Origin of the sequence: Planomicrobium sp. CPCC 101079 (genome assembly GCF_007859275.1) — a bacterium.
In the GTDB taxonomy this organism is placed as follows: Bacteria; Bacillota; Bacilli; order Bacillales_A; family Planococcaceae; genus Planococcus.
On the sequence record NZ_VOHC01000021.1, the window covers coordinates 1 to 26,433 of the forward strand.

At 46.1% G+C, this 26,433-nt stretch carries 24 protein-coding genes; 1 reads left to right on the plus strand and 23 read right to left on the minus strand.

What is annotated here, in order from left to right:
- Positions 1 to 178: 178 nt before the first annotated feature.
- The 3 genes from glnA to FQV28_RS07960 form a co-directional block, all read right to left on the minus strand.
- Positions 179 to 1,513 (minus strand): type I glutamate--ammonia ligase, encoded by a 1,335-nt coding sequence (gene glnA / locus FQV28_RS07950; RefSeq protein ID WP_146495298.1) that lies wholly within the window; start codon positions 1,511 to 1,513, stop codon positions 179 to 181.
- A gap of 39 nt (positions 1,514 to 1,552) precedes the next feature.
- Positions 1,553 to 1,936 (minus strand): MerR family transcriptional regulator, encoded by a 384-nt coding sequence (locus FQV28_RS07955; RefSeq protein ID WP_146495300.1) that lies wholly within the window; start codon positions 1,934 to 1,936, stop codon positions 1,553 to 1,555.
- A gap of 121 nt (positions 1,937 to 2,057) precedes the next feature.
- Positions 2,058 to 3,290: a methionine gamma-lyase family protein gene (locus FQV28_RS07960; RefSeq protein ID WP_146495302.1), complete on the minus strand. Its 1,233-nt coding sequence runs from the start codon at positions 3,288 to 3,290 to the stop codon at positions 2,058 to 2,060.
- A gap of 108 nt (positions 3,291 to 3,398) precedes the next feature.
- Here FQV28_RS07960 and FQV28_RS07965 point away from each other — a divergent pair, with 108 nt between their 5' ends.
- Positions 3,399 to 4,004 (plus strand): trimeric intracellular cation channel family protein, encoded by a 606-nt coding sequence (locus tag FQV28_RS07965; RefSeq protein WP_146495304.1) that lies wholly within the window; start codon positions 3,399 to 3,401, stop codon positions 4,002 to 4,004.
- Positions 4,005 to 4,064: 60 nt separating this feature from the next.
- Here FQV28_RS07965 and FQV28_RS07970 read toward each other — a convergent pair whose 3' ends face one another.
- The 20 genes from FQV28_RS07970 to yfmF form a co-directional block, all read right to left on the minus strand.
- On the minus strand, positions 4,065 to 4,364 hold the full coding sequence (locus tag FQV28_RS07970) for a rhodanese-like domain-containing protein (RefSeq protein ID WP_146495306.1): 300 nt from the start codon (positions 4,362 to 4,364) through the stop codon (positions 4,065 to 4,067).
- A 107-nt stretch (positions 4,365 to 4,471) separates the two neighbouring features.
- Positions 4,472 to 4,696 carry an RNA chaperone Hfq gene (hfq, locus tag FQV28_RS07975; protein WP_146495308.1) on the minus strand — a complete coding sequence of 75 codons (225 nt, stop codon included), beginning with the start codon at positions 4,694 to 4,696 and terminating at the stop codon, positions 4,472 to 4,474.
- A gap of 11 nt (positions 4,697 to 4,707) precedes the next feature.
- Positions 4,708 to 5,664 (minus strand): tRNA (adenosine(37)-N6)-dimethylallyltransferase MiaA, encoded by a 957-nt coding sequence (gene miaA, locus FQV28_RS07980; RefSeq protein WP_146495310.1) that lies wholly within the window; start codon positions 5,662 to 5,664, stop codon positions 4,708 to 4,710.
- A complete protein-coding gene (locus tag FQV28_RS07985) occupies positions 5,657 to 6,577 on the minus strand; it encodes an alpha/beta fold hydrolase (RefSeq protein ID WP_146495312.1) in 921 nt (306 codons plus the stop codon). Before FQV28_RS07985 ends, miaA begins: the two co-directional genes overlap by 8 nt.
- Positions 6,574 to 8,238, minus strand: coding sequence for a glycerol-3-phosphate dehydrogenase/oxidase (locus tag FQV28_RS07990; RefSeq protein ID WP_146495314.1), 1,665 nt, complete (start codon positions 8,236 to 8,238; stop codon positions 6,574 to 6,576). The genes FQV28_RS07985 and FQV28_RS07990 overlap by 4 nt, the downstream gene beginning before the upstream one ends.
- Before the next feature lie 199 nt (positions 8,239 to 8,437).
- Positions 8,438 to 10,303, minus strand: a complete 1,866-nt coding sequence (gene mutL / locus FQV28_RS07995) for a DNA mismatch repair endonuclease MutL (RefSeq protein WP_146495316.1) — start codon at positions 10,301 to 10,303, stop codon at positions 8,438 to 8,440.
- 4 nt (positions 10,304 to 10,307) lie between these two features.
- Positions 10,308 to 12,833, minus strand: coding sequence for a DNA mismatch repair protein MutS (gene mutS / locus FQV28_RS08000; protein ID WP_146495318.1), 2,526 nt, complete (start codon positions 12,831 to 12,833; stop codon positions 10,308 to 10,310).
- 119 nt (positions 12,834 to 12,952) lie between these two features.
- Positions 12,953 to 13,381, minus strand: coding sequence for a YlbF/YmcA family competence regulator (locus FQV28_RS08005; protein ID WP_146495320.1), 429 nt, complete (start codon positions 13,379 to 13,381; stop codon positions 12,953 to 12,955).
- 4 nt (positions 13,382 to 13,385) lie between these two features.
- Positions 13,386 to 14,924, minus strand: coding sequence for a tRNA (N6-isopentenyl adenosine(37)-C2)-methylthiotransferase MiaB (miaB, locus tag FQV28_RS08010; RefSeq protein WP_146495322.1), 1,539 nt, complete (start codon positions 14,922 to 14,924; stop codon positions 13,386 to 13,388).
- A 100-nt stretch (positions 14,925 to 15,024) separates the two neighbouring features.
- Positions 15,025 to 15,822 (minus strand): TIGR00282 family metallophosphoesterase, encoded by a 798-nt coding sequence (locus FQV28_RS08015; protein WP_146495324.1) that lies wholly within the window; start codon positions 15,820 to 15,822, stop codon positions 15,025 to 15,027.
- Positions 15,823 to 15,887: 65 nt separating this feature from the next.
- Positions 15,888 to 17,447, minus strand: a complete 1,560-nt coding sequence (rny, locus tag FQV28_RS08020) for a ribonuclease Y (RefSeq protein ID WP_146495326.1) — start codon at positions 17,445 to 17,447, stop codon at positions 15,888 to 15,890.
- Positions 17,448 to 17,575: 128 nt separating this feature from the next.
- Positions 17,576 to 17,788, minus strand: coding sequence for a hypothetical protein (locus FQV28_RS08025; protein WP_146495328.1), 213 nt, complete (start codon positions 17,786 to 17,788; stop codon positions 17,576 to 17,578).
- Positions 17,789 to 18,107: 319 nt separating this feature from the next.
- On the minus strand, positions 18,108 to 19,172 hold the full coding sequence (gene recA / locus FQV28_RS08030; RefSeq protein ID WP_146495330.1) for a recombinase RecA: 1,065 nt from the start codon (positions 19,170 to 19,172) through the stop codon (positions 18,108 to 18,110).
- 174 nt (positions 19,173 to 19,346) lie between these two features.
- Positions 19,347 to 20,600, minus strand: a complete 1,254-nt coding sequence (locus tag FQV28_RS08035; RefSeq protein WP_146495332.1) for a competence/damage-inducible protein A — start codon at positions 20,598 to 20,600, stop codon at positions 19,347 to 19,349.
- 72 nt (positions 20,601 to 20,672) lie between these two features.
- A complete protein-coding gene (gene pgsA, locus FQV28_RS08040; RefSeq protein WP_146495334.1) occupies positions 20,673 to 21,251 on the minus strand; it encodes a CDP-diacylglycerol--glycerol-3-phosphate 3-phosphatidyltransferase in 579 nt (192 codons plus the stop codon).
- Between the two features lie 49 nt (positions 21,252 to 21,300).
- Positions 21,301 to 22,173 (minus strand): helix-turn-helix domain-containing protein, encoded by an 873-nt coding sequence (locus tag FQV28_RS08045; protein WP_146495336.1) that lies wholly within the window; start codon positions 22,171 to 22,173, stop codon positions 21,301 to 21,303.
- A gap of 17 nt (positions 22,174 to 22,190) precedes the next feature.
- Positions 22,191 to 22,988: a DUF3388 domain-containing protein gene (locus FQV28_RS08050; RefSeq protein WP_146495338.1), complete on the minus strand. Its 798-nt coding sequence runs from the start codon at positions 22,986 to 22,988 to the stop codon at positions 22,191 to 22,193.
- Positions 22,989 to 23,100: 112 nt separating this feature from the next.
- Entirely contained in the window at positions 23,101 to 23,820 is a 720-nt protein-coding gene (gene ymfI / locus FQV28_RS08055; RefSeq protein ID WP_146495340.1) for an elongation factor P 5-aminopentanone reductase, read from the minus strand.
- Positions 23,817 to 25,118, minus strand: a complete 1,302-nt coding sequence (gene yfmH / locus FQV28_RS08060; protein WP_146495342.1) for an EF-P 5-aminopentanol modification-associated protein YfmH — start codon at positions 25,116 to 25,118, stop codon at positions 23,817 to 23,819. The genes ymfI and yfmH overlap by 4 nt, the downstream gene beginning before the upstream one ends.
- Positions 25,111 to 26,385: an EF-P 5-aminopentanol modification-associated protein YfmF gene (gene yfmF, locus FQV28_RS08065; protein WP_146495344.1), complete on the minus strand. Its 1,275-nt coding sequence runs from the start codon at positions 26,383 to 26,385 to the stop codon at positions 25,111 to 25,113. Before yfmF ends, yfmH begins: the two co-directional genes overlap by 8 nt.
- Between the last annotated feature and the right edge of the window lie 48 nt (positions 26,386 to 26,433).

Consider the following 26,433-nt stretch of genomic DNA (forward strand, 5'->3'; position numbering starts at 1 on the left):
CAGTTGAATGACCGCTTGCTTAATTTCTTCTGGATAGAATCGCTTGGTTGATCCCTTTTTTGAACCCATACAGAAAAACACCTCCAATTTGTCGTGGATAACTACATACGACGATGGCGGTGTTTTTCCTTGTCTCATTTTATTGGGTCACTCTACTAGAGCCCCAACGGTTTTACTATTAATACATTTTCAAGTACTGTTCGCGTTCCCATGGATGTACATTGACGCGGAACATGTCCCATTCAATTTCTTTCGCTTCAATGAAATTGTGCAGGATGTGTTCGCCAAGCGCTTTTTTCATCACTTCGTTATCTTGCAATTCCTGAAGGGCTGCATACAACGTTGCTGGCAAATCTTGAATGCCGACTGCTTCGCGCTCTCTTCTGTTCATCGCATAGATGTTGCGGTCTACCGCTTTTGGCGGCGTCATTTTTTTACGGATGCCATCGAGGCCAGCGCTCAAAAGAACAGCCATCGCCAGGTATGGGTTGGCAGCTGGATCAACTGAACGGATTTCAACGCGTGTTGACAATCCGCGTGAAGCCGGAATACGGATAAGCGGGCTTCTGTTTTGCCCTGACCAAGCCACGTAGCAAGGCGCTTCGTAACCAGGCACCAGGCGCTTATACGAGTTGACTGTCGGGTTGGTTACTGCCGTGAAGCCTTGTGCGTGCTCCAAAATTCCTGCTAGGAACTGGTACGCTGTTTCACTCAATTTCAAATCGCCATCTTCATCCAAGAATGTATTTGTTTTGCCGTTAAACAATGAAACGTTCATGTGCATTCCCGAACCGTTCACGCCGAACAATGGTTTTGGCATGAATGTCGCATGCAGGCCGTGTTGGCGTGCAACCGTTTTTACAACCAGTTTAAATGTTTGGATATCGTCACATGCTTTGATTGCATCCGCGTATTTAAAATCGATTTCGTGTTGTCCTGGAGCCACTTCATGGTGGGAAGCTTCAATTTCAAAGCCCATTGCTTCCAATTCCAATACGATATCGCGGCGGCAGTTTTCCCCCAAGTCGACTGGCGCCAAGTCGAAATAGCCGCCATTGTCGTTCAAGTCGAGTGAAGGCTCGCCTTTTTCATCTAATTTGAAAAGGAAAAATTCCGGTTCAGGCCCTAGGTTGAAATGAGTGAAACCAAGTTCTTCCATCTCTTTAAGGACACGCTTCAAGTTATTGCGTGGATCCCCCTCGAATGGAGTGCCGTCCGGACGGTAGATGTCACAGATCAAACGGGCAACTTTTCCTTTGCCTGTGATCCAAGGAAATACCACCCAAGTATCCAAATCAGGGAATAAGTACATATCTGATTCTTCGATGCGGACAAATCCGTCAATCGAAGAGCCGTCGAACATCATTTTATTGTCAAGCGCTTTATCCAGCTGAGAAATAGGAATTTCAACGTTTTTGATGATTCCTAGAATATCAGTGAACTGTAAACGGATAAAATTTACTTCTTCTTCTTGCACTAAACGTTTAATGTCTTCTTTTGTGTACTTTGCCATGGTTTCACTCTCCTATGTATGTTTATGTAAGCCCGCTCTTTAATGAAAGAAACGGGATAAATCACCTTGTCGATAGCCGCCGCGTTCATAAGAACGGGATTGCAGAATCTCTTCCCGCAAAATCTGGCGCAGTTCAGTATCACTTACCGTTTTTTGCTCTGCCACTTCCGCTTTCGGCTGCACTCTCAGTTCAAAAATCTTCTTGATGCCGGCCATATTGAGGCCTTGGTCCAAATACTCTTTGATCTCCAAAAGAACATCCACGTCATTTAATGAAAACATGCGTTTGTTGCCTTCCGTGCGGGCCGGGCGAATTAACTCGTGCTCTTCGTAATACCGGATTTGGCGCGCTGTCAAATCCGTCAGCTGCATGACTATGCTGATGGGCAGAAGCGGCATCGACCGTCGAACGCGATTCGTCATTTTGTTTCACCCACTTTATATTGTACTACTATTTTAGTGTAATAGATGTCAGATTACTTGTCAACTCGATGTTACATTTCCTTACACAAAAATATCCCCACATTTTCGCGTGGGGATATTTTTATAATAGATTTTGCTTTTTTAACGCTTCGACTGAATTCAATACGGCGATTTTAACATGTTCATACGTCAAGCCACCTTGGACAAAAGCGGTATAGGGCGGACGGATTGGGCCATCTGCCGTCAGTTCAATGCTCGATCCTTGTACAAATGTCCCAGCCGCCATAATAACGTCATCTTTATAGCCGGGCATATATGCCGGTTCCGGTTTAAAACGGGCATTGACCGGTGAGCTTGCTTGGATTGTTTGGCAGAAAGCAATCATTTGCTCTGCAGTTTTGAATGACACCGATTGAATCAGGTCCGTCCGCTTATCGGAATAATGCGGAGTGGAAGCCATGCCAACCGACTCAAGCAGCGCAGCTGTAAATATGGCGCCTTTTAAAGCTTGCGCCACAATGTGCGGAGCCATAAAAAACCCTTGGTACATGTCCGGCAAGGTGTTAAGCGATGCTCCAGCTTCCCCGCCGATTCCCGGCGAAGTCATTCGAAACGCGCATTTCTCCACCAGCTCCCGCTTACCGGCAATATAGCCGCCGATTTTAGCAAGGCCGCCGCCTGGATTTTTGATAAGCGACCCCGCAATCAAATCCGCTCCGGCTTCAATCGGTTCTCGCTCTTCGACAAATTCTCCGTAACAATTGTCGACAAAAACAATTGCTTCCGGCTTTAGCTGACGGATTTTTTCAATCATGCTTTCAATTTGGCCGATGGTAAAAGATGGCCGCGTGTCATAACCACGCGACCGTTGGATCGCAACCACTTTGGTGCGTTCATGGATCGCTCGTTCTACCGCATTCCAGTCCACGCGGTTTTCAGAAGTCAGATCGACATGCTGATACATGATGCCGAAATCCCGGAGCGATCCTGTATCGCGTTCACCTCCCGAAACAATGGAATCAAGCGTATCATACGGTTTTCCTGTTATATACAACAGTTCATCTCCCGGCCGCAAAACACCGAATAACGATATGGTGATGGCATGGGTGCCAGAGATGATTTGTGGCCGGACAAGCGCCGCTTCTGCTTTAAAGACATCTGCATAGACACGCTCAAGCGTATCGCGGCCTTCATCGTCATACCCATAGCCAGTTGAAGGATTAAAATGGTGGTCGCTGACTTGCTGCTGCTGGAATGCTTCCAGCACTTTCCGCTGGTTAATAAAAGCGATGTCGTCCGCTTTTTTCAATTGAGGCTGAATCAGTTCTTCTATTGTGTTTATTGTAGTTTGCATCAAATTCTCCGTTCTGTTTTGGTCACTATTCTATTATCGCGACTACTTGAAATTGCGTCAAATTCTGCTACAATTCATAGAGTTGCATTTTTTAGGAGGATACAAGTAATGGCTTGGGAAGTATTAAGTGCCATTGGAACAATTGCGTTCGCCGTGTCAGGCGCGATTGTCGCTATGGAAGAAGAGTATGATATTTTCGGTGTTTATATTCTCGGTGTAGTCACCGCTTTTGGCGGAGGCGCAATCCGAAATCTTTTGATAGGTGTACCCGTTTCGGCGCTTTGGGAACAGGAAATGATGTTCCAGTTGGCTTTGGCCTCGATAACTATCGTATTTTTGTTTCCTCATAGGTTACTCGGGCATTGGAACCGATGGGGGAATTTTTTTGACGCCATCGGTTTGTCGGCTTTTGCCGTACAAGGCGCTATGTACGCCGTTGAATTGGAATTGCCGATTTACGCCGTCATCGTCGCTGCCATTTTGACGGGTTCGGGCGGCGGAATTATCCGCGATGTGTTTGCCGGCAGAAAACCGCTGGTCTTCAAAGCCGAAATTTATGCGGTATGGGCTGCCTGTGCCGGATTGGTAATCAGTTTTGAAATTATTCGCATCGATTTGGGCTTATACCTTTTGTTCCTCGCCATCACCGTTTTGCGCATATTGTCATATACCTTCAAATGGAGACTGCCAACGCGCCAAATTCAATCGCTTTAAAAAAACAGATCGAAGAGCTGATCAGCTCTTCGATCTGTTTTTTTTTGCCTAAAGTAGATATTAAGCGATGACTTCTCCGTTCCATTCCATCATGCCGCCTTCAACGTTCACTGTCTGAAAGCCGTTGTTCGCCAGATAGTCGCAAGCCATTGCGCTGCGCCCGCCTGCTTTGCAAATTACATGATATTCTTTTTCTTGCTCCAAAGCGCCAACTTGCTCAGGCAATTGGCCAAGTGGGATATGAACTGCCCCCGGTACCATTCCATAAGCTACTTCTTCCGCTTCGCGGACATCGATCAAGTTCAATTCTGCTCCGGATTCCACAAGTTTTTGCAAATCGTCTGTCGTTATGGATTTCACTACTTAATACCCCCTGATTCAAAATCTATTCACTTTGAAATCGTATACTGCAGCCTTTCCGCTGTCAATGAAAAGAACCAGCCGAATGACCTGGCTGGTTCCTGATTTCACTCTTGATGTTCGATTGCGACTGCTTTCGCCGGAGAAAAAGTGGAGATAGCGTGTTTGTAGATAAGCTGTTGTTTGCCTTCTGTTTCAACCAGCACCGTAAAATTATCGTATGATTTGATGGTCCCTTTCAATTGGAAGCCATTCAGTAGAAAAACAGTAACAAAAATATTGTTTTTACGAAGCTGATTCAAATAGACATCTTGAATATTAACCGGTTTCATGAAAATCCCCCTTATATCCCCTGCTCTTTATTTTGTACATCCACTTTCTGAATTCGACGCTTTCGCTCTTTCTCCTGCATAAAGGCAAGAATTTCCTGAAAGTTTTTTTCAGGGTCAGCCATAGCATCAATCCAAAAAATCGGCAATTTGTTCTTGAAATAGGTGAATTGCCTTTTGGCGTACTTCCGTGAGTTTTGCTTGAGCTGTTCGATAGCTTCCGCAAACTCCAATTTCCCATCCAGATAAGCATAGAGTTCCTTATAGCCGATTGCGTGAATCGATTGGACATCCCGGATTCCGCGTTCATAAAGAGACTTGACTTCTGCCAGCAATCCCTCTCCCACCATGTTGTCCACCCTTTTGTTAATGCGGTCATACAGCACATCCCTCGGCATATCCAGACCGATAATGACTTCGTTGTACATCGGGGACAAAGCAAGGCTGCGGTCGGTCTTCTCTTCGTCGCTCAGCAGAATCTCGATTGCCCGTACCACCCGCCGTGTATTGTTCGGATGGATATCCGCTTCCGGATCCAGTGCCAAAAGTTTGGCGTGCATATGTACGGGGCCAAAATTCTCCAATTCCTCATACAAGCTTTTCCTTAGGTTTTCATCCACTTGCGCTTCTGTAAATCGGTAATCAAACAATACCGCCTGCACATATAAACCAGTGCCGCCTACGATGATTGGCAGTTTTTTCCTTGATTTGATTTCTTCGATTTTTCCGCGTACCACCCTCTGGTATTCTGCAACAGAAAATGCTTCGTCCGGATCTTTGATATCCAGCAGATGGTGCGGAATGCCCGCCATTTCTTCAGGCTTTATTTTTGCCGTTCCAATCGACATATCACGGTAGATTTGCATAGAATCCCCATTGATGATTTCTCCGTCCAAGCGCTTGGCCAATTCCAGGCTAAGCGCGGTTTTTCCAGAGGCTGTCGGACCGACAATTGCTACTACATCAATCATATTTTTTCAACCATCCTACTATTGTTTGATAATGCATTTCTTTATTTTGTTCGTTGAGCAATTCATGGCGGCCTTCTTCAGCAAGAAAAACCGTTACGTCTTTCAGACCAGCTTTCGCATACTGCTCCGCGGAACTAAAAATGCCTTTGCCATTTCCGCCGACCGGATCTTTTGCACCGCTGATCAGCAAAACCGGCAAATCTTTTCGGATTTTATCCACTTCAGCAGCTTTATGAATCATTCCGATCCCTGTGAACAAATCCACATAAAACTGGTTAGTGGAAGGAAATCCGCATAATGGATCGCTTTCGTATTTAGCGACTTCACCGGTATCGCTGCTTAGCCAGGCAAAAGGGGATTCTTCTTTTTTAAACGCTTTATTAAAACTGCCAAAAGTTATTTTCCCAAGTAATGGGCTAACTTCTGTTTTGCCTTTTCTTTTAGCAGCGGCCCCGGCAAAGACAAGACCGATTTTTCCGGCCGCCCCTGGATTCCCCCCGGTTCCCGACAGCACGACACGGCTCAAGTCTCCGCTATGCAGCTGCATAAAACGGCGGGCGACAAACGAACCCATGCTATGGCCGAATATCACAAGCGGCAGTTCACCGATTTGGCTTTGCACGGCCATAACCACTTCTTCTACGTCTTCTACAACGCGGTCAAAACCTTTGTCATCTCCAAAGAATCCTAGCGTGCCATTCCTTTCTGCAGTGCGGCCATGCCCTCTCTGGTCATGGCCTGAAACCGTGTAGCCGTTCCCTACTAAAAATCTGGCGAAGCTCTCATAGCGCCCTATATGTTCAGCCATCCCGTGTATGAGATGGACATGCGCTTTCGGATTTTCCGCTTCAAACAATTCACAAAAAATTTCATGGCCGTCTGAAGCTTCGAGAAAATTCCGGGTCACTTTCATTCAAGTACCTTCCTTCCATAGCGGGTCGCTTGCTCGATTTCAGCTAACAACTCTTGACGGTAAGCCTCTTTTTGTTCCGGTGTATACTTTAATGCCTTGCTCATATATTCCAGCACCCCATCCTGATACCGGACAACATCCTGAATATGGAAATACAAGTCACCTGTTCTTCTGATGAAGAAATCGCTTGGCGTCCGTGCCATTTCCTCTTCTATTGCGTACTCAACGACAGCTGCCAGCGTCTTTGGAATCCCTCCTGGAACGTTGTCAGGAAGACCACGATAGAAATGGAACACTTTTTTGGCATTGGTGCCGAAAAATTGGGCATACAATCGGCCTTCTTCAGGACTCAAACCATATTGGGGAGCTTGAACAGCCATGTTATGGACAAATTCAGCGAAATTTTTAGAACCGCCAAAATCTCCGCCAGATAACGGCAGATTTTTTGTGACGCTTTTTCCATATTTACTGCCAGTTTCCCGTTTCAAAAGCTTGACTACTCGGTCCATAGTCGTTTCCGCCATTTTCCGGTAACCGGTCAACTTTCCGCCAGCGATGGAAATCAGCCCGGAATCCGATATCCAAATTTCATCTTTTCTTGATATGTCGGAAGGGTCTTTTCCACTTTCATAAATAAGTGGCCGAACACCTGCCCAAGTCGATTCGACATCATCTGAAGTTAATTGGACAGAAGGGAATGTCCGTCTGACAGCCTGGATCAGATAATCGACATCTTTCTTGTCAGCAGCTGGCGAAATAGGGTCCTCATCGTAGAAATCATCGGTTGTGCCGACATATACTTTGGTATCCCGTGGAATCGCAAAGACCATTCGTTTGTCCGGCGTGTCAAAATACACCGCTTGGCTAAGCGGGAATGTTTTCTGATCGACAACGATATGTACACCCTTTGTCAACCGCATCTCTTTTTCCGGTGTTTCCGCATCAAAATCTTGCACATTATCCACCCAAGCACCTGTGGCATTGATGACTTTTTTAGCGAAGATATCCATTTGCGTGCCGTCTACAAGATCGGTTGCTTGCACCCCGCCCACTTTGCCATCGGTATTATAGATGAAGCCTTCTGCTTTTACATAATTCAGGCAGACCGCTCCAAGTTCTGCCGCTTTTTTCATCGTTTCAAGGGTCAGCCGGGCATCGTCCGTCCGGTATTCAACGTAATAACCGCCTCCTACAAGGCCGTCCCGTTTCAATAAAGGTTCTTTATGCAATGTTTCTGCTGGCTCTAACATCGTCCGGCGTTCCGCTTTTTTGACGTTCGCCAAAATATCATACGCACGCAGCCCTATATTCATGAATACCGGACCGAATGTACCGCCTTTATAAAACGGCAGCAGCATCTTTTTAGGTTCGGTTACATGCACCGCGTTTTCGTAGACGATTTCACGTTCCCTGCCAACTTCAGCCACAATCTTCACTTGAAAATTCTTCAAGTAGCGCAGGCCCCCATGGACAAGCTTTGTCGACCGGCTGGACGTTCCCGCTGCAAAATCCTGCATCTCAATCAACGCGACACTTAGTCCGCGGGAAGTGGCATCGAGTGCCATTCCCGCTCCGGTAATGCCCCCTCCAATAATAACAATATCGTACTGGTGATTAGATAAATGTGCAACTTGCTGTAATCGTCGTTTTGCAGAAAACATAAGCATTCCCTCTCCCTCATTTTAAATGTCGAGTTGATGTACTGACTTGCTTTCAACCAGAATAAACCTTGGTCCTGCGTCTTTACTCCTTAAAGGGCAAAAAATGCCCTGTCATTATGCTCTACCCTTCCCGAATCAGGATAAAACAGCAGGGCATCAATAAAGACAAATAAAGGCGCAGATCGACCAAAGAGGGAAATTACATTACGCGTTTGAACATTTTTTCAACATCGTACGTTTTAAAATGAATGATGACCGGCCGGCCATGCGGACAAGTGAACGGCTGCTCTGCATTTTTCAAATCAGCCAGCAGGCGTTCCATTTCATGTTTCTGCAAATAGTGGTTGGCTTTGATGGATCGTTTGCAGCTCATCATAATCGCTGCCTCTTCCCGCAGTTTTTTGACGTCCACTTTGCGCTCGTTCAATACTTGCTCGATCAAGTCTTCGACGACTTCCTGTTCGAAGCCTGCCGGAAACCAGGTCGGATGATCTCTGACAATGAAAGAAGTATCGCCGAATTCCTCAAGGAACACACCGCTTTCGTATAACACTTCAAGGTTTTCTTTCAAGCGCAGCGCTTCATCACGGCTATAGTGGAATGTCATCGGCAAGAGCAGCGCTTGGCGCTCCGCCGCATTAATATGCCCGACTTTTTCCCTAAAGTATTCATATTTGATGCGTTCTTGTGCGGCGTGCTGGTCGATCAAATAAAAGCCGTCTGAACTTTGGGCCACAATATAAGTACCGTGTATTTGGCCGACCACTTCCAGTTCAGGAAATTGCGGGCTTTCCTCTTCCGTAAATCCGACTGTTTGTTCCAGTTCCTCCTCCTGCAGTTCTCTAACCGGAAGCTCATTGCTTGGAACCTCTTCAACAGGAAGTGCTTCAGGGAAAATTTCGGGTTCTGGATCGGGCTCGTTCTTGGTTTCGGTCACTGCATTAACCATCTCTGTTGGCCTTGTAAAAGAAGCAGTGCTTGGCGCAACCGGTTCTTGCACGGTATAGGCAGCTTTCCAAATATCCAATTGCTTGGAAGGCATTTGCTTTGGCGCTTTCGGTTTTTCGATTACTGGTGCGCGAACCGTTCCGCTGACCGTTTGGCGAATGGTCGCATGGATCAGTTCCATCAGCTCTTTTTCCTTGCTCAAGCGGATTTGCTGCTTCGCCGGATGGACATTGACATCCGTCAAATAGGGGTCGCCTTCGATATTCATGACCACAATCGGCTGCCGCTCAAGCGGCAAAAATGTATGATACGCTTGATGCACCGTGTTCGCGATGGCATAATGCTTGACCCAGCGGCCGTTGACGAACAAAGAAATGTAATTTTTGTTGGCCCGGGTGATTTCTGGCAACGAAGCAAATCCGGATATTTTGTAATCGTGGGATTCACCTTCAAATGGAATCATCTTTTTAGCGATCGCCACACCGTAAATATCAGCGAGCACGCGCTTCATCTCTCCGCTGCCTGCTGTCTGGAGAATGGTCTTCCCTTCATGCGACAACTTAAACGAGATGGCTGGATAGCTGAGCGCAAACCGGTTGAGAAGGTCGATGGTGTGCCCCAGTTCCGTCTGCAAGGTCTTCATATACTTAAGACGGGCGGGTGTATTGAAAAACAGCTGTTCGATTTTAATGTCGGTTCCTTTTCGCAGCGATCCAGCCCGATGTTCCACCAGCCGGCCGCCTTCGAGGCGAATAAATGTACCAGAATCCCCGGTAGACGTATGGAGCGTCACTTTAGAAACCGATGCAATACTGGCCAGCGCTTCTCCGCGGAAGCCAAGCGTCCGAATGCGGAACAAATCGTGTTCATTTGCGATTTTGCTCGTTGCGTGCCTTGAAAACGACAGCAACGCATCGTCATCGTCCATCCCGGCCCCGTTGTCGATGATTTGGATTGACGTCAAGCCAGCTTCAAGAAGCAGCACTTCAATCGCCATGCTGCCGGCATCAATGGCATTTTCCACCAATTCCTTTACGACAGAGGTCGGCCGCTCGACCACTTCCCCCGCCGCGATTTTATTGGATAAGTTTTCCTCCATTAAGCGAATTTGGCCCATCGTCTCATCCTTTCTTGCTTAGTTTCGCCTGTAAATCATTCAACAGCTGCAGCGATTGAAGCGGCGTCATCGCTGCAATGTTGACATCCGCAATCGACTGAAGCACTTCCTCGCTGTCGGTATCGCGCTCATCAAAAAACGATAACTGCTCGACATGGCTGACTTGCTGTTTTTTGTCTTCTTCAAAACTTCTTAAAAGATCGCGTGCACGGCCGAGAATGGCTTGCGGCAAATTGGCAAGTTCAGCCACATGGATACCATAGCTCTTATCTGCCGGCCCTTGTTTCACTTTGTGCAGAAAAACTACTTTTCCAGACTGCTCCATCGCCGCTACATGGACATTGCACAATTTATCAAGCGACTGGTCAAGTGCCGTCAATTCATGGTAATGCGTTGAAAACAGTGTGTTGGCCCCGATATGATCATGGATGTATTCGATCATTGATTGGGCTAACGCCATACCGTCATAGGTGGAAGTTCCACGCCCGATTTCGTCAAACAGCAACAAGCTGCGTTCAGTGGCGTGCGTGATGGCGTACTGCGACTCGAGCATTTCGACCATGAATGTACTTTGACCAGAAACAAGGTCATCCGCCGCACCTATCCGTGTGAAAATCTGGTCGACAATCGGCAAGTTGGCGGATTCTGCCGGAACATAGCTGCCAATCTGCGCTAGAACAATCGTCAACGCCACTTGGCGCATGTAAGTACTTTTACCGGACATATTCGGCCCCGTAATTAGCATCATATTTTGCTGTTCCGTCAATACGCAGTCATTCGGAACGTAATGCTGTTTGTTGAGCATTTTCTCGACGACCGGGTGACGGCCCTCAATAATCGAAATCTCTCGTGAGTCGTTGAATTGCGGTTTCACAAAACGGTATTTCTCTGCAACGCCGGAAAAGCTCTGGAACACGTCCAATTCGCTTAATGTAGAAGCGAGCTTTTGGATGCGCGAAATGTATTGCTTCGCTTCATCGCGGATTTTCACAAACAATTCGTATTCCAGCGACAAACTCTCTTCTTCCGCAGTCAAAATAAGGGTTTCTTTTTCTTTTAGTTCCGGTGTGATATAGCGTTCTGCATTCGCCAGCGTCTGTTTCCGTTCATAGCGATCGAGATCAGCCAAATGCATATTCGCTTTCGATACTTCAATATAATAGCCGAAAATCCGGTTATAACCGATTTTCAGGGTTTTAATGCCTGTTAATTGGCGTTCTCTTTGTTCCAGTTCCGCAATCCAGTCTTTGCCGTTGCGGGAAGCGTAGCGATATTGATCAAGTTGTTCGTTATAGCCTTCACGGATGACGCCGCCTTCTTTGGCGGATAGCGGCGGGTTTTCACTGATGGCTTCCAGCAATTCGCAAACTTCACCGCAGCGGTCCAACTTCTCTCCAAAACTCGCTAGCACATCACTTCCTGAATTGGCCAACTCGCTGATAATAGCCGGCACTTTTTCAAGCGAGCTCCGCAACTGTGCCAAATCCCGTCCGCTCGCACTGCCGAATGCAATGCGTCCGCTTAACCGTTCCAAATCGTAGACTTCCTTTAGTAACCCTTGAAGTTCAACTCGGGTAAAATATTGCGCCATCAAGGCTTCCACCATGCGCTGCCGGTTCTCGATCAACCGTCTGTTTGCGAGTGGCTGATGCAGCCATTGCTTAAGTTTTCGGCTGCCCATTGCTGTTACTGTTTCATCGAGCAGCCAAAGAAGCGTGCCTTTTGTTTCGCCGCCGCGGATCGACTGCAAAAGCTCCAAATTTCGCTTGGAATGAAAGTCGATTGTCAAAAGCTGTCCATTTTCGTTATAAGAAAACGGCTGAATGTGCTGAAGCGATTGCTGCTGGGTTCTTGCGATATAGGTCAACAACCGCCGGCTGCCCATTTTCAATTCTTCTGGGCATTCCGTCAACAGTGTTTCATCGGCCTTGTAGGCAAATTCCATCGGCTCTATCGACAACACAACGTCCTGCGCTTCTTCGTTCAACAATAAAAACAGTTGATCTGATACTACCAGTTCCCGAATATGCAGGGACTGCAATTCCTGCAGAAGCGCGTTTCCAGCTCCTGTTATGTATGTGGCCGTCGCTTCACCGGTGCTGATGTCGACATACGACAAAGCAAAGCCGCCTTCAAGTTCTTCAGCCGCTGCAATAAAATGGTTAGATTTCGAATCGATGCTTTTACCTTCTGTATGGGTGCCGGGTGTGATCAGACGAACCACTTCCCGTTTAACGACACCTTTTGTCAGTTTCGGGTCTTCCACTTGTTCGCAAATGGCGACTTTATGCCCTTTTTGAATCAATTGATCAATGTAATTTTTTGCTGCATGGTGCGGAACACCGCACATCGGAATGCGCTCATCGCCATTGCCGCCACGGCTTGTCAACGTGATTTCCAAAAGCTGGGACGCTTTTAAGGCGTCGTCATAAAACATCTCATAAAAATCTCCCAGGCGGAAAAACAAAAAAGCATCCTGGTAATCAGCCTTCACTTGCAAATATTGTTGAATCATTGGTGTAGGTGCCATTTCAAAACCTCTTTCACGGTATTTCTTTATTTCTTCATTATATCAAATTTGGGAAGGGAAAAGAAAAAACTGAAAGAGCGTTTGCTCTTTCAGTTTTTAATTCTCACGCTTCACTGTTCTTATGACAGCTTCTTCGGTTTGCTGGCTTCTACTTTAGAACCGGTTTCGCCGCGAAGAATGTCTCCGCCCGTATCCGTGATAATTTTGTTTGTCACTTGGTTGGCAATGGCAGTTGAAACCATTTGAAGAAGGGAGTTGACATCTGTTTGCGATTGCTTGAATTCTTGGACAATCGGCACAGCGTCGATTTCTTCTTCAATTTTTTTGATTTTGCCTTCAATCAATTCTAATGCGCGTTCTTTGCCATAGGCTTGGAAATTGACTGCTTGTTTCTGCAAACTTTTCAAGCTCGCAATTTTTTCGCGGATTTTCTGGTTTTCGTTAATTTGTGCTTCTGCCCGTTTGAAAAATTCCACTTCTTCTGTTTCAGCGATCATGTCCGCCACTTCACGGGCTTTTGCGATAATTTCTTCTTTTGAATATGCCATTCTTTTAGACACCCACTTCTTGGCCTGAAACGACTTCTAGTAATTCTCCGTTTAAAGACCATGTTTTTGTTGTTGTTATTTTCACTTTGACAAGTTTTCCAATTATGGACTTCGGACCGACAAAGTTGACGAGTTTATTTTTCGCCGTATAGCCCGACAAAACATCAGGGTTTTTCTTGCTTTCCCCTTCGACGAGTACTTCGACAATCTGGCCATCGTATGCTTTCATAGCGGCCGCTGCGTATTCATTCACGACGGCATTCAAGCGCTGGAGGCGTTCTTTTTTCACTTCCATCGGCACATTGTCTTCCATTTTCGCTGCCGGAGTTCCTTCTCGCGGCGAATAGATATACGTAAACGCCATTTCATAGCCGACTTCTTTGAACAATGACAAGGTTTCTTCGAATTGCTCCTCGGTCTCGTTCGGGAACCCGACGATGATGTCAGTAGTCAAGGAAACGTTCGGAATCGCTTCGCGAATTTTGCGGACAAGCTCCAGGTAATGCTCGCGTGAATATTTTCGCGCCATGATTTTCAACATACTTGTCGAACCTGATTGTACAGGTAAATGGATGTGGTCCACAAGGTTTCCGCCTTTTGCAAGCACTTCGATCAAATGATCGTCAAAATCGCGCGGGTGGCTTGTTGTGAACCGGATGCGCGGAATGTCAATCGTCCGCAGTTCAGCCATCAAATCGCCAAGGCCATAGGTAAGATCTGCAAAGTCTTTGCCGTAGGCATTGACGTTCTGCCCAAGCAGCGTTACTTCCTTGTAGCCTTGTGCGGCCAGATGCCGGACTTCCTGGATAATGTCAGCAGGACGGCGTGAACGTTCTTTGCCGCGCGTATAAGGCACGATGCAATATGTACAGAACTTATCGCAGCCATACATAATGTTCACCCAGGCTTTAATCTTGCCTTTACGCACTTTCGGCAAGTTCTCAATGACATCGCCTTCTTTTGACCAGACATCGATGACCATTTCTTTTGACATATACGCTTCGTTTAAAATTTCGGGCAAGCGGTGGATATTGTGCGTCCCGAAAATCATATCGACTTGGTCATACGTCTTCAGAATTTTATTGACCACCGATTCCTCTTGGGACATACAGCCGCAAACCCCGATAAGAACATCCGGATTTTCAAGTTTTAATGGTTTTAGATGGCCAAGTTCACCGAACACTTTGTTTTCGGCGTTTTCACGAATGGCGCATGTATTCAACAAAATGACGTTTGCATCTTCAACGGAATTTGCAGTTTCATAACCCAGCTGCATCAAGATTCCGGCTATTACTTCCGTGTCGTGCTCGTTCATTTGACAGCCATAAGTACGGATATAAAATTTGCGGCCCTTGCCCATGTCCGCAAATCTAGGATCAATCTTAAAATTATCAAAATAAGCGACTTCTTCTTTTCCTCGTTTTTTAGCGTCTTTCAATGAAGGAGGCGTATAAACGCTTTGGAAGTATTGGCTATAATCCTTTTCAGGCTTGGCCGGTGTCGCTGCCACTTGAGTTGACTGCAATCGCTGTTCCTCATTCATGAAAAAACCCCTTTCAATCAATACCTTATTATACTGAATAAGGCCGCTGCTCTACAAGATGCGCGCCTGAATTGTCGGAGAATCGACAAGAAGACCCCGTTTAGTTTTCGAACGGGTAATCTTCATTGATGTAAATGCGTTCGAAAGATGTGGTTTTGCCTGTTTGGTCGTCCACTTCGGTATAAAAGCCGCTGACAACGGAACGGCCTTTTTTCGGCACTTCAAAACGTGTCGGCATATTGGTTTTGAAACGGTATAGCACCGATTCTTTTGTCATGCCCAGAATTTCATCGTAAGGTCCGGTCATGCCAACGTCTGAGATGTATGCAGTGCCGTTCGGCAAAATGCGGGCATCGGCCGTTTGGACATGTGTATGCGTCCCAACGACAACCGAAGCGCGTCCATCCAAATGCCAGCCCATGGCAATTTTTTCACTGGTCGCTTCTGCATGGAAATCGACAAAGACAAGCGGCGAAATGGCTTTTGCTTCTTCTATCAGCGCGTCCACCGTTTTAAACGGGTCCTCATGCGGCGGCAAGAACACGCGGCCATGCAAATTGATGACAGATAAGGTTTGGCCGTTTTTTGTTACAGTCGCCATGCCGCGCCCAGGCGCTTCTTCCGAAAAGTTTGCAGGGCGGATTAAATAATCGACTTCATCGATAAAGTCGAATATTTCTTTCTGGTCCCATGTATGGTTGCCCATCGTCACCATATCCACGCCCATAAACAACAGGTCTTGGTAAATGGCTTTTGTGATGCCTCGGCCAGCTGCAGCGTTTTCGCCGTTCGCAATTACTACATCCGGTGCATATTTTCTTTTTAAGCGGGGTAAATAAGATTCCAGTGCATCTCTGCCAATCGAGCCGACGATGTCACCAATAAATAAGATTTTCATTTAGTCACCTTTTTCCATAAGAAAAAGGCTTCTTTGAATAGACATTCATCGAAGCCTTTATCGTATTATTTTGCGTATTCAACTGCTCTTGTTTCCCGAATCACCGTAACTTTGATATGGCCAGGATAATCCAGCTCTTCTTCAATCCGTTTACGGATGTCACGGGCAAGGCGATGCGCCGTCATATCGTCAATCTGTTCTGGACGGACCATGATGCGAATTTCGCGGCCTGCTTGAATCGCGAAGGATTTCTCAACGCCTTCGTATGATTCGGAGATTTCTTCAAGCTTTTCTAAGCGGCGGATGTAATTTTCCAAAGTCTCGCTTCGTGCACCAGGGCGCGCTGCCGACAAGGCATCAGCTGCTGCGACAATCACCGAAATGATTGATGTCGGTTCTGTGTCTCCGTGATGGGAAGCGATGCTGTTGATGACAACCGGATGCTCTTTGTATTTCGTGCCAAGTTCCACGCCGATTTCCACGTGGCTTCCTTCTACTTCATGGTCGATGGCTTTCCCTATATCGTGAAGAAGGCCAGCACGTCTTGCCAAAGTTACATCTTCGCCAAGTTCTGCTGCCATTAAGCCGGAGAGGAAGGCTACTTCGACAGAATGCTTCAAGACATTCTGTCCATAGCTTGTGCGGTAACGCAGACGGCCTAGAATCTTGATCAAGTCCGGATGCAGATTGTGGACGCCTACGTCAAAAGTGGTTTGTTCCCCAATTTCGCGGATTTGTTCGTCTACTTCTCGTCTTGACTTCTCAACCATTTCTTCAATGCGTGCCGGGTGGATACGGCCATCAGACACTAGTTTTTCAAGTGCCAGACGCGCTGTTTCTCGGCGGATTGGATCGAAGCCGGATAAGATAACCGCTTCTGGTGTATCATCGATAATCAAATCGATGCCAGTCAAGGTTTCAAGCGTCCGGATATTCCGTCCTTCACGTCCGATAATCCGGCCTTTCATCTCGTCGTTCGGCAAGTTGACTACAGAAACAGTAGTTTCTGCAACATGGTCTGCAGCAAAACGCTGCATTGCCAATGAAAGAATGTTTTTGGCTTTTTTGTCCGATTCCTCTTTTGCACGCGCTTCAGTTTCTTTGATCATTGCTGCAATATCGGTTGAAAGTTCATTTTCAACTTCCTGCAAGATGATGCCTTTCGCTTCTTCGCGTGTTAAAGCTGAAATGCGTTCCATTTCGGCCTGTTGCTGACGGACTAACTCTTCAGCTCTGCTCTCCATCTGTACAATATGCTGTTGTTTTTCTGCGAGCGCTTCGTCTTTGCGTTCAAGACTCGCTTCTCTTTTGTTTAAAGCATCATCCTTGCGATCTAAATTTTCTTCTCTCTGCAACAACCGATTTTCTTGTCTTTGAAGTTCAGATCGGCGTTCCCGAATTTCAGATTCTGTTTCAGTACGCAATTTATGATTTTCGTCTTTCGCTTCCAATAAGGCTTCTTTTTTCAGCGCTTCCGCTTCTCGTTTCGCATCTTCAAGAATCTGCTCTGCGGAGTTTTTGGCGCCTGCCACTTTGGAATCATTTGATTTTTTCAACGCAAAATATCCAACAACTACACCGACAATGATGCCAAGCAAAGCGAAGATGATCTCAGTAAAACCCATTCGGACACCTCCTCTTGCTATTCGTATTACCTTTTCAAAAGATGAATAATAAAAGATTTTTTACCTATAAATCGTTTAAAAAAAATTAAATTATACAATTTTAATTGTATAGATGGACTTATACCATGTCAACCCATGGAGCGATGGAAAAGCGGAAGTGCCTGGTCAGCTCCGACAAGCGCTGGAGGGCTTGAAAGCCATGGCGTTCCTTGCCATGGATTCGAGACCGAAGCGACTCGAGGAGCTAGGCACTGGAGTCTAGACAACACCGAAAAGCGCAGGCGGCCGTGCAGATTCGACGGGCATAAGACGGTTCGGCGAAGCGGCGCGTTTTGCCGCATAGCCGAAACGGCTTATGACCCCGAGAATCTGGCCGCCGGAGTCTAGACACTGAAAAGCGGAAGCGCCTGGCCAGTTGCGGCAAGCGTTGGAGGTCTTGAAGCCATGGCGTCCCTTGCCATGGCTTCAAGACCGAAACGACTCGAGGAGCCAGGCACTGGAGTCTAGACAACACTGAAAAGCGCAGGCGGCCGTGCAGGTTTTCAGTAAACTTCAAACTCCGTCCGGATATCCGGCGGCTACTTCAAAAGAAATGCAGAAAAGCCATTCAGCATAGGCTGAACGGCTTTTCCGTGAAGTCAGGTTGTGCTGACTCTTTTCTTATTCTTCGTCATCGATCAATAGACCGAAATCTTCCGGTTCTTCTTCTTTATTATTGGCTGCAATCGTGTATGAAGCAGCTGCCATGCCATAAGATTCACGGATTTTATTTGCGATGTCATTGCGGATTTCCGGGTGCGCAAGCAAGAATTGCTTCACGTTCTCGCGGCCTTGGCCGATGCGCTCTTCATTATAAGAATACCAAGAACCGCTCTTTTGGATAATATCCAATTCTGAACCGATATCGACAATTTCACCTTCACGCGAAATCCCTTTTCCGTACATAATGTCCACTTCCGCTGTGCGGAACGGCGGCGCAACCTTGTTTTTCACAATCTTGATCTTCGTTCTGTTACCGATGATTTCTGCTCCGGATTTCAACGCTTCTGCACGGCGCACTTCCAAACGGACAGACGAATAGAACTTCAACGCGCGGCCGCCTGGTGTTGTTTCCGGGTTACCGAACATAACGCCGATTTTTTCGCGGATCTGGTTGATGAAAATAAGGATTGTGTTTGACTTGTTGACTACTCCTGATAACTTACGAAGAGCTTGGGACATCAAGCGTGCTTGCAAGCCCATATGCGAGTCGCCCATTTCCCCTTCGATCTCCGCTTTTGGCACAAGTGCCGCTACAGAGTCGACTACTACGATGTCAATCGCACCGCTTCGCACAAGAGCTTCTGCGATTTCAAGCGCCTGCTCTCCAGTGTCTGGCTGAGATAACAGCAATTCATCGATGTTCACGCCAAGTTTTTGGGCATAAAGCGGATCTAGTGCATGCTCCGCATCGATGAAAGCAGCAGTTCCGCCAGTTGCCTGAACTTCTGCAATTGCATGAAGAGATACTGTTGTTTTACCTGAACTTTCAGGTCCGTATACTTCAATAATACGTCCGCGCGGGTATCCGCCTATTCCAAGCGCAGAATCAAGCGCCAGTGAACCACTTGAAACCGAAGATACATTACGGTCGCTTTTTTCGCCCAATTTCATGACTGAGCCTTTACCAAATTGTTTTTCTATACCTTTTAAAGCCATTTCTAACGCTGCTTTACGATCGCTCAAAAGAAATCCTCCTCTAATTAAAACCATTTTTTCTACCTGTCTCTAGTATACTAGGTTATTGAGAAATACACAAGAAAAAAGCGAACGTTTATTCGGTTTTTTATTTGCATATATTATATTTACCCTGGATTTGCGGGGCAAAATCAGGATTTAGACGAAAAAACGCACGCAAAATTAAATTTTGCGTGCGTTGCCGTCTGTAAGCGATCGGATTACATATGAAAGGGCCAATTTAACTGCTCTTAGGCGGTTGGTGTTGCGCATTCCCGATAACTGAAGGCGGTAAGCTGTTGTTTCTTCTGCTGTCGCTATGCCGATCCAAACGGTTCCTGCCGGCTGGTCGCCATGAGCATCCGGCCCAGCGGCTCCTGTCAAACTGACACTGATATCGGTGTTGAATCTCTCCCGCGCCCCGTCTGCCATAGCCAGTGCGGTCTGTTCGCTTACCACACCGTACTCCGTCAGCAACTCTTGTGGTAATCCGAGGTGCGCGATTTTCATTTCTTCATTATAAGTGATTACGCCGCCTGCCAGAACAGCACTGGCCCCTGGCACAGAAGCAAGTTCTGATTGAAACAACCCTGCGGTCAAACTTTCTGCCGCCGAAATTGTTTTACCTTGTTCTTTTAAAAGCTCCACGGCTTTTGAAGCTAGCGAATCGTCGTCATAGCCATACAAGTGCTGGCCAACCCGTTCCAGGATTTGAGCTTTGGCGCCGTCGATCAATGTCCACGCTTCTTGTTCCGTATTTGTTTTCGCCGTGATCCGCAGTGTCACTTCTCCATCTGAAGCCAGCGGCGCAATAGTCGGATTGGTCTGACTGTCTAATATGTCTTGAAGGCGGTCTTCAAGTTCCGCTTCGCCAATGCCATAAAAACGCAGTACATGCGATAAAATAACGTCTTCTTTGTTTAAGATTTTTGCAAGCTTCGGCTTCGCTTCAAATTGGAACATTGGCTCCATTTCTTTTGGCGGCCCAGGAAGCAGCATATACAGGTGGCTGTCGGTTTTATACAGCATGCCAGGTGCCATTCCATGGTGGTTGACGAGTACTTCGCTGCCTGATAAAACGAGTGCCTGTTTTTTATTGTTTTCCGTCATGAAGCGGCCGGCACGCTCAAAAAACGCAACGATGGATTCAAGCGCTTCTTCGTCCATTGCTAAAGTGGTGCCTAGATGCCGGGCAATGGTTTCCTTTGTTAAATCGTCTTTTGTGGGTCCGAGCCCACCGGTGAAGATGATCAAGTCTGCCCGATGTTCCGCAATCTCAATGGCACTTTTCAACCGATCGGCATTGTCTCCAACGACGGTGTGATAGTAAACATTAATGCCAAGTTCTGCAAGATGGCTCGACAAAAAACGCGCATTTGAATTTGTGATTTGCCCTAGTAATAGTTCAGATCCAACAGCAATAATTTCTGCATTCACCCATAACCACTCCTTCTGCCCCGTCCAAAGGGGAAATCAATTGCTTGATAAAGCACTTCCGCCATACAAAACTTATTTTGAAGCCAGCAATGCACGCCGGTTTGCATAAAAATAATCCCAGCCGGACCATATCGTGAAAATCAAAGCGATATAGAGCATGATTTCCGCGAACGGGATATTGATTGCTGTGAAAACGATATTGTGAAGCAGCAACGTAATAATGGCAACGATTTGAGCCGTAGTCTTGATTTTCCCAAGGCCCCCTGCCGCCACTACTTCTCCTTCTCCAGCAAGCACCAAGCGGAGCCCAGTAACAGCAAATTCACGGCTAATGATCAAGATAACGACCCAAGAAGGGGCAAATCCAAGTTCCACCAAAATAATTAAAGCTGCAGAAACCAGCAGCTTGTCTGCCAACGGATCTAAAAATTTGCCGAACGTCGTCACTAAATTGTATTTTCTTGCATAATAGCCATCCACCCAGTCAGTCAAAGAAGCGAAGAGGAAAATCATTCCCCCTATAAAATGTGCGACCGGCATAGTTGCTCCGAAAAGCGTCATCGTCCCCCAATTAAAATCAATCAACATGACTGCCATGAAAAGGGGGATCAGCAATATGCGGGATATGGTAATCTTGTTTGGAATATTCATAGATGCATCTCCTTTCTGCCTTTCAAGAAAAATAGCCATCTGTTGATGGCTATTCTTCGTCTTCAAAACGAATCACAATATTTTGGGTAATAGCGTTTTGTGCGTACTCAACCTGTTCATCATTCACTGTCAACGTCACGTTAGATGTTGCACCAATCCGGACACGGACTTGTGTGACTCCTTCCAAATCGATGGTTTCACTGTCACCATCTTGCATCGTACGGGCCGGCTCCATCAATTCCTTTTGGTTTTGATCAGTCGCCGATACCCATGAAGCGCCAGATGCCTCAATTTGCAATTCTCGTTCTGCAGGACCTGTATACACATATGTCGTCGTTTCGCCTTGAGTGCCTTCTTCTGCTAAACTTGCCTCAGGTTCTTCTTCTGGCTCTTCAGGTGCTGCTTCTTCTTCAGCCGGCTCTTCCTCAGTTGCCGGAGCTTCCTCTTCTTCAGAAGTTGCCGGCTCTTCGTATTGAACGCCGCCGTCTTCCGCTACTTCTTCCGTAGGATTGTTTGTCGCAAGAAACTGATAAAAAAACCAGACAACACCAATGATAACAACAATAAATAGTGCAACAATGATTTTCGGCATCACTTCACCGATGCCACTTGAAGAACTTCTTGCAAAAGTTTGCCTGCGTGAAGGTGTCGGTGGTGCCATTGGCGGCCGAACATCTTCTTTCACTTTTTCAGGCACTTCTGATTTATGCTGCTCCAACAGTTCATCCGAATTCAAGCCGACTGCTTCTGCATATTGCTTGATGAAAGCCCGTACGTAGAACGGACCTGGCATCATGCTGTAATCGCCTTCTTCGATTCCAGCCAAATAGCGCTTTTGTATTTTCGTAACACCTTGTAAATCCTCTAAACTATATCCTTTTGCGATTCTCGCTTCTTTCAAACGAGTACCTAATTCGCTCAACACAACCACCTGCCTACCTAAAAGTTAAATCCACCAAACATATCTGCTTGGTTCTCTTCGTTCATAAAATCATTTTTTTCCAATACTTCGTATGTAATTTTTTCGTCAGGATGATGGCGCAACTCAATAATGTAATCAAAATCTTCAATGCTGTAATCTGATTGCTGAACAAACATATCCGGATGCTCAACTACTTTGATGGTTGGCATTCGCATCATTTCCCTGACAAGCTGCATATGGCGTTCATCTGACGCTTTGCGTGTTACGATGCCATCCAAAATAAAAATATTGTTGTCACTGCGCTCATCGCCCATCAGCTGATTGCGCACTGTTTGCTTAATCATCGTCGAAGACAGGAAAATCCATTTCTTGTTCGCGCTGACGCTTGCAGCGACAATGGATTCGGTTTTTCCGACCCGCGGCATTCCCCGCAATCCGACTAATTTATGGCCTTCCTGTTTAAAGATTTCAGCCATAAAATCCACCAAAAGACCGAGTTCATCCCGCACAAAACGAAACGTCTTGCGGTCATCAACATCCCGTTGGATATACCGTCCGTGGCGCACAGCCAGAATATCGCGCAGCTTCGGTTCACGGAACTTGGTTACGACAATAGTCTCAATCGTAGATACAATTTGCTCAAAGCGCTCCAATTGAACGTAATGTTCCGCACGCAACAGCATTCCGCGCCTGCCTTGGTCCACGCCATTAATGGTCACAATATTAACTCGCAGCATACCGAGAAGCGAAGCAATATCTCCTAATAAACCAGGACGGTTCACTTGGATCTCATATTCAAAATACCACTCTATCATCGCTAATCCGTCCTTTCACTTCGGAGTATCAACCTTCTAGTTCCCCTCTCTTATAATAGCGGATTTACCGCTTCAAGAAAAGGGGGACTATAGGAGCAATGCTTTGCCATTTTCATGTATGCCAGCCGCCATTGACCCGCAAAGTTTGGCCCGTCATATAATCCGCTTTACCATTAACTAAAAAGTCCACTGCATTAGCGACATCTTGCGGAGTCCCAAGCCCAAGCGGAATTTCTTCTTCAATTGCAGCCAGCTCTTCTTCAGACCATGCCCGATTCATTTTTGTCCTGATAAATCCTGGCGAAATTGCATTGACACGTGTTCCGGATGCCGCCATTTCTTTCGCATATGCTTTAACGAACGATAGCTGCGCCCCTTTTACCGCTGAATATGCTGTTTCCATCGAAGCCCCTATTTCTCCCCAAATAGAAGAAATGAAAACCACATACGATTTCGAATGCCGATGAAAATAAGGGGAAAGAAGCCGAACGGCACTCATGGGGTTTTTCACATGCACTTGCCAGAGCTCTTCTAAGTCCGCATCTGTTGTATCAATCAGCATTTTATATAGCGCATGTCCGCTTGCTATGATGACGCATGATGCATCGAAAACCTGCTCCGCTAATTTATCCGCTGCATCGCTTTTTGAAAAATCCGCTCTCACGGGAATGAACTCCTGGTTTGGATAACTGGCTTTCATTTCTTCTGCCAAGTTGTCGAGAGACTTGGAGTTCCAATGCAAATACAAAGACCAATCGGCATCTGCAAGTTGACGGGCTATCTGTTCTCCGATTTCCCCGGAAGCCCCGAGAATAACGGCAAACTTTTTCATTCGCTGTCCTTTTTCGGCGGGACGATAGTGAAAACGGAACGCTGGCTCTCTCTGCTGACTGTATAAAAGGCGGCTTGTAAATCCTCAACGCTTAACGCTTCAAGTGTTGGGACAACATCGAATAAATTCATTTCATTAAACGCATAACGCGTAAACTGGTTGGCAATGTATTCAAGTGAGTTTAGCGCTCTCAGGAAAAAGCCGATCTTTTTCCGCCGTACCCGATCCAAATCCGTTTGACCGAACGGCCACATTTCTATTGCACGCTCGATCGTATTCTGGATTTCTTCAGCTAGCTGTTCCGGTTTTTGTGTATCAGATCCGATAAGGGCATAGCCAAAACCATTCTCCAGTGAATAGTCGAACGAATACGATTCATCGATTAAACCGCTCTCGTACGTATGGTGATAAAAGTCAGACGTGCGGCCAAACAGCAATTCGAACGCTAGTTGGGCAGCCAGTTCGTGTTTTAACATTTCTGGGCCTGACAAATTTACCGCTTCCGGTTTAATGCCGACAAAGACTTTCGGTTTTTGGACGCTCATTTCAAGCGTGCGTTCTTTTATGGCAGCTTCGACCGGTTCGTCCGGGAAAATGCGTTGGATGTTTTCCGGCTTTTCGAACGTTTTTTTCATTTGATTTTCTCGAACAAAAGCCATCATGCTTTCCGGTTCAACTGCTCCAACGATGAATAGCATCATGTTGGATGGGTGGTAAAACGTGTGGTAGCAGGTGTAAAGATGCTCTGCCGTAATATCTTGTATGGATTCGACTGTTCCTGCAATATCAATTTTCACCGGATGATTCTTGTAGAGATTTTCAATGATGCCGAAATACAAACGCCAATCGGGCTGATCATCGTACATGGTGATTTCTTGTGCAATGATCCCTTTTTCTTTCTCTACCGTCTTTTCCGTGAAATACGGTTCTTGCACGAAATCGAGCAAGGTTTCGACATTCTCTTTGATCATTCCTGTTGCTGAGAACAAATAAGCCGTCCGGGTAAACGATGTAAATGCATTTGCGGATGCGCCTTGCTTGCTGAACTGCTGGAAAATATCCCCTTCTTCTTTTTCAAACATTTTGTGTTCAAGAAAGTGGGCGATGCCGTCAGGAACTTTGATCGGTTCTGTTTCACCTAGCGGCACAAAATTATTGTCGATCGACCCGTATTTGGTTGTGAATGTGGCGTAGGTCTTCGAAAAACCTTTTTTCGGCAAGATGTATACTTCAAGCCCATTTTCAAGCTTTTCATGATAAAGTGTTTCGTCTAATTGTTCGAATTGGACTTTATTCATTCGAATCCTCCTCTTTGCCTGATAAGAAATAGGTCATTTCCAACGAAATGTCCCGAGCCACTGCGGCAATGTCTTCTTTTGTGACGTTCTTCCATCTTATAATGAGGTCGTCCGGTTCAAAAGAATCAGACAACTCCATGTATTGGTCGTATATTTCGATTTGGCCACGAGCCGAATCGAGCGCTTCTTTTAGTTGATTGGTCAATAACGCTTTTGTCTGATCGAGTTCTGTATCGGTTATATTGCCTTTTTTCACTTCTTCCAACTGCTCAAGAATCAACTTGACCGCTTTTTCCTCCAGATTCGCATCAATTCCTGCAAGAACAAACAACAAGCCGAACTGAGAAGCATAAGAGCTGGAAACATAATAAGCCATGCTTTCTTTTTCACGGATATTTACAAACAATTTAGAATGGGCATAACCGCCCAAAACACCATTCATCAATTGCATGATTGGAAATTTTTCATCTTTGAAGGTAATAGGCGTATAGAATGCCAAATGAAGTTTTCCTTGCTTCATAACTTCAAATTCCCGCACGTGCGGCTCTTCCGGCTTTTTCAATTCAAGTGGAGGCGCTGCAATGGACTTTTCACGGTCACCGAAATGGAAAAATTCCCGGATGTAAGAAGCGACTGTTTCCGGCTCAATATCGCCGACAGCATAAATTTCAATTTCATTTTCTTCAATCATAGTACGGTATTCCGCCACCAGCAGTTCATTAGTCACGCTTTCCACATCATCAATTGTGCCGTTCGGGCTGATTGAAGCCGGGTGGTCTGGCAAAGCATGCTCCAACATACGCTGTTGCGCATAGCGGGTCTTTTCATCAAATACCGATTCAATACGCTCTTTGATGGCGCTTTTTTCCCGCTCGAATATAGATTGTTTGAACAAACCGTCTTCGAAATTCGGTTTGAACAAGACGATATACATCAAATTCATTACTTTTTCCAAAACTCCAGTTTCCGACAAATACTCATCATTTACCGTTTCCACATTAAGCGTGACGATATGTTCATTTCCTCTTTTTGTCGAGTCCATGTACAAAGAAGTTCCATACAAATCATCTAATACCATCCGCAACGCGGTATGAGAAGGATAGACTTCGTTGCTATGCTGAAGCATATTCGCCAAAATCGATCGTGCAGACGCTTTTTCTTTCGTCAATTTATCTTTGAAGCGGATTGAAAAATTTATCGTCTTGAATTGTGTAGTTTTGTTAACGTGCACATTCACGCCTTTAGCCACATTTATCGTCTGAAACATGCAAAATCCCCTCTCATCGTTCATCTTCTAACTATACCGAACCTTTTC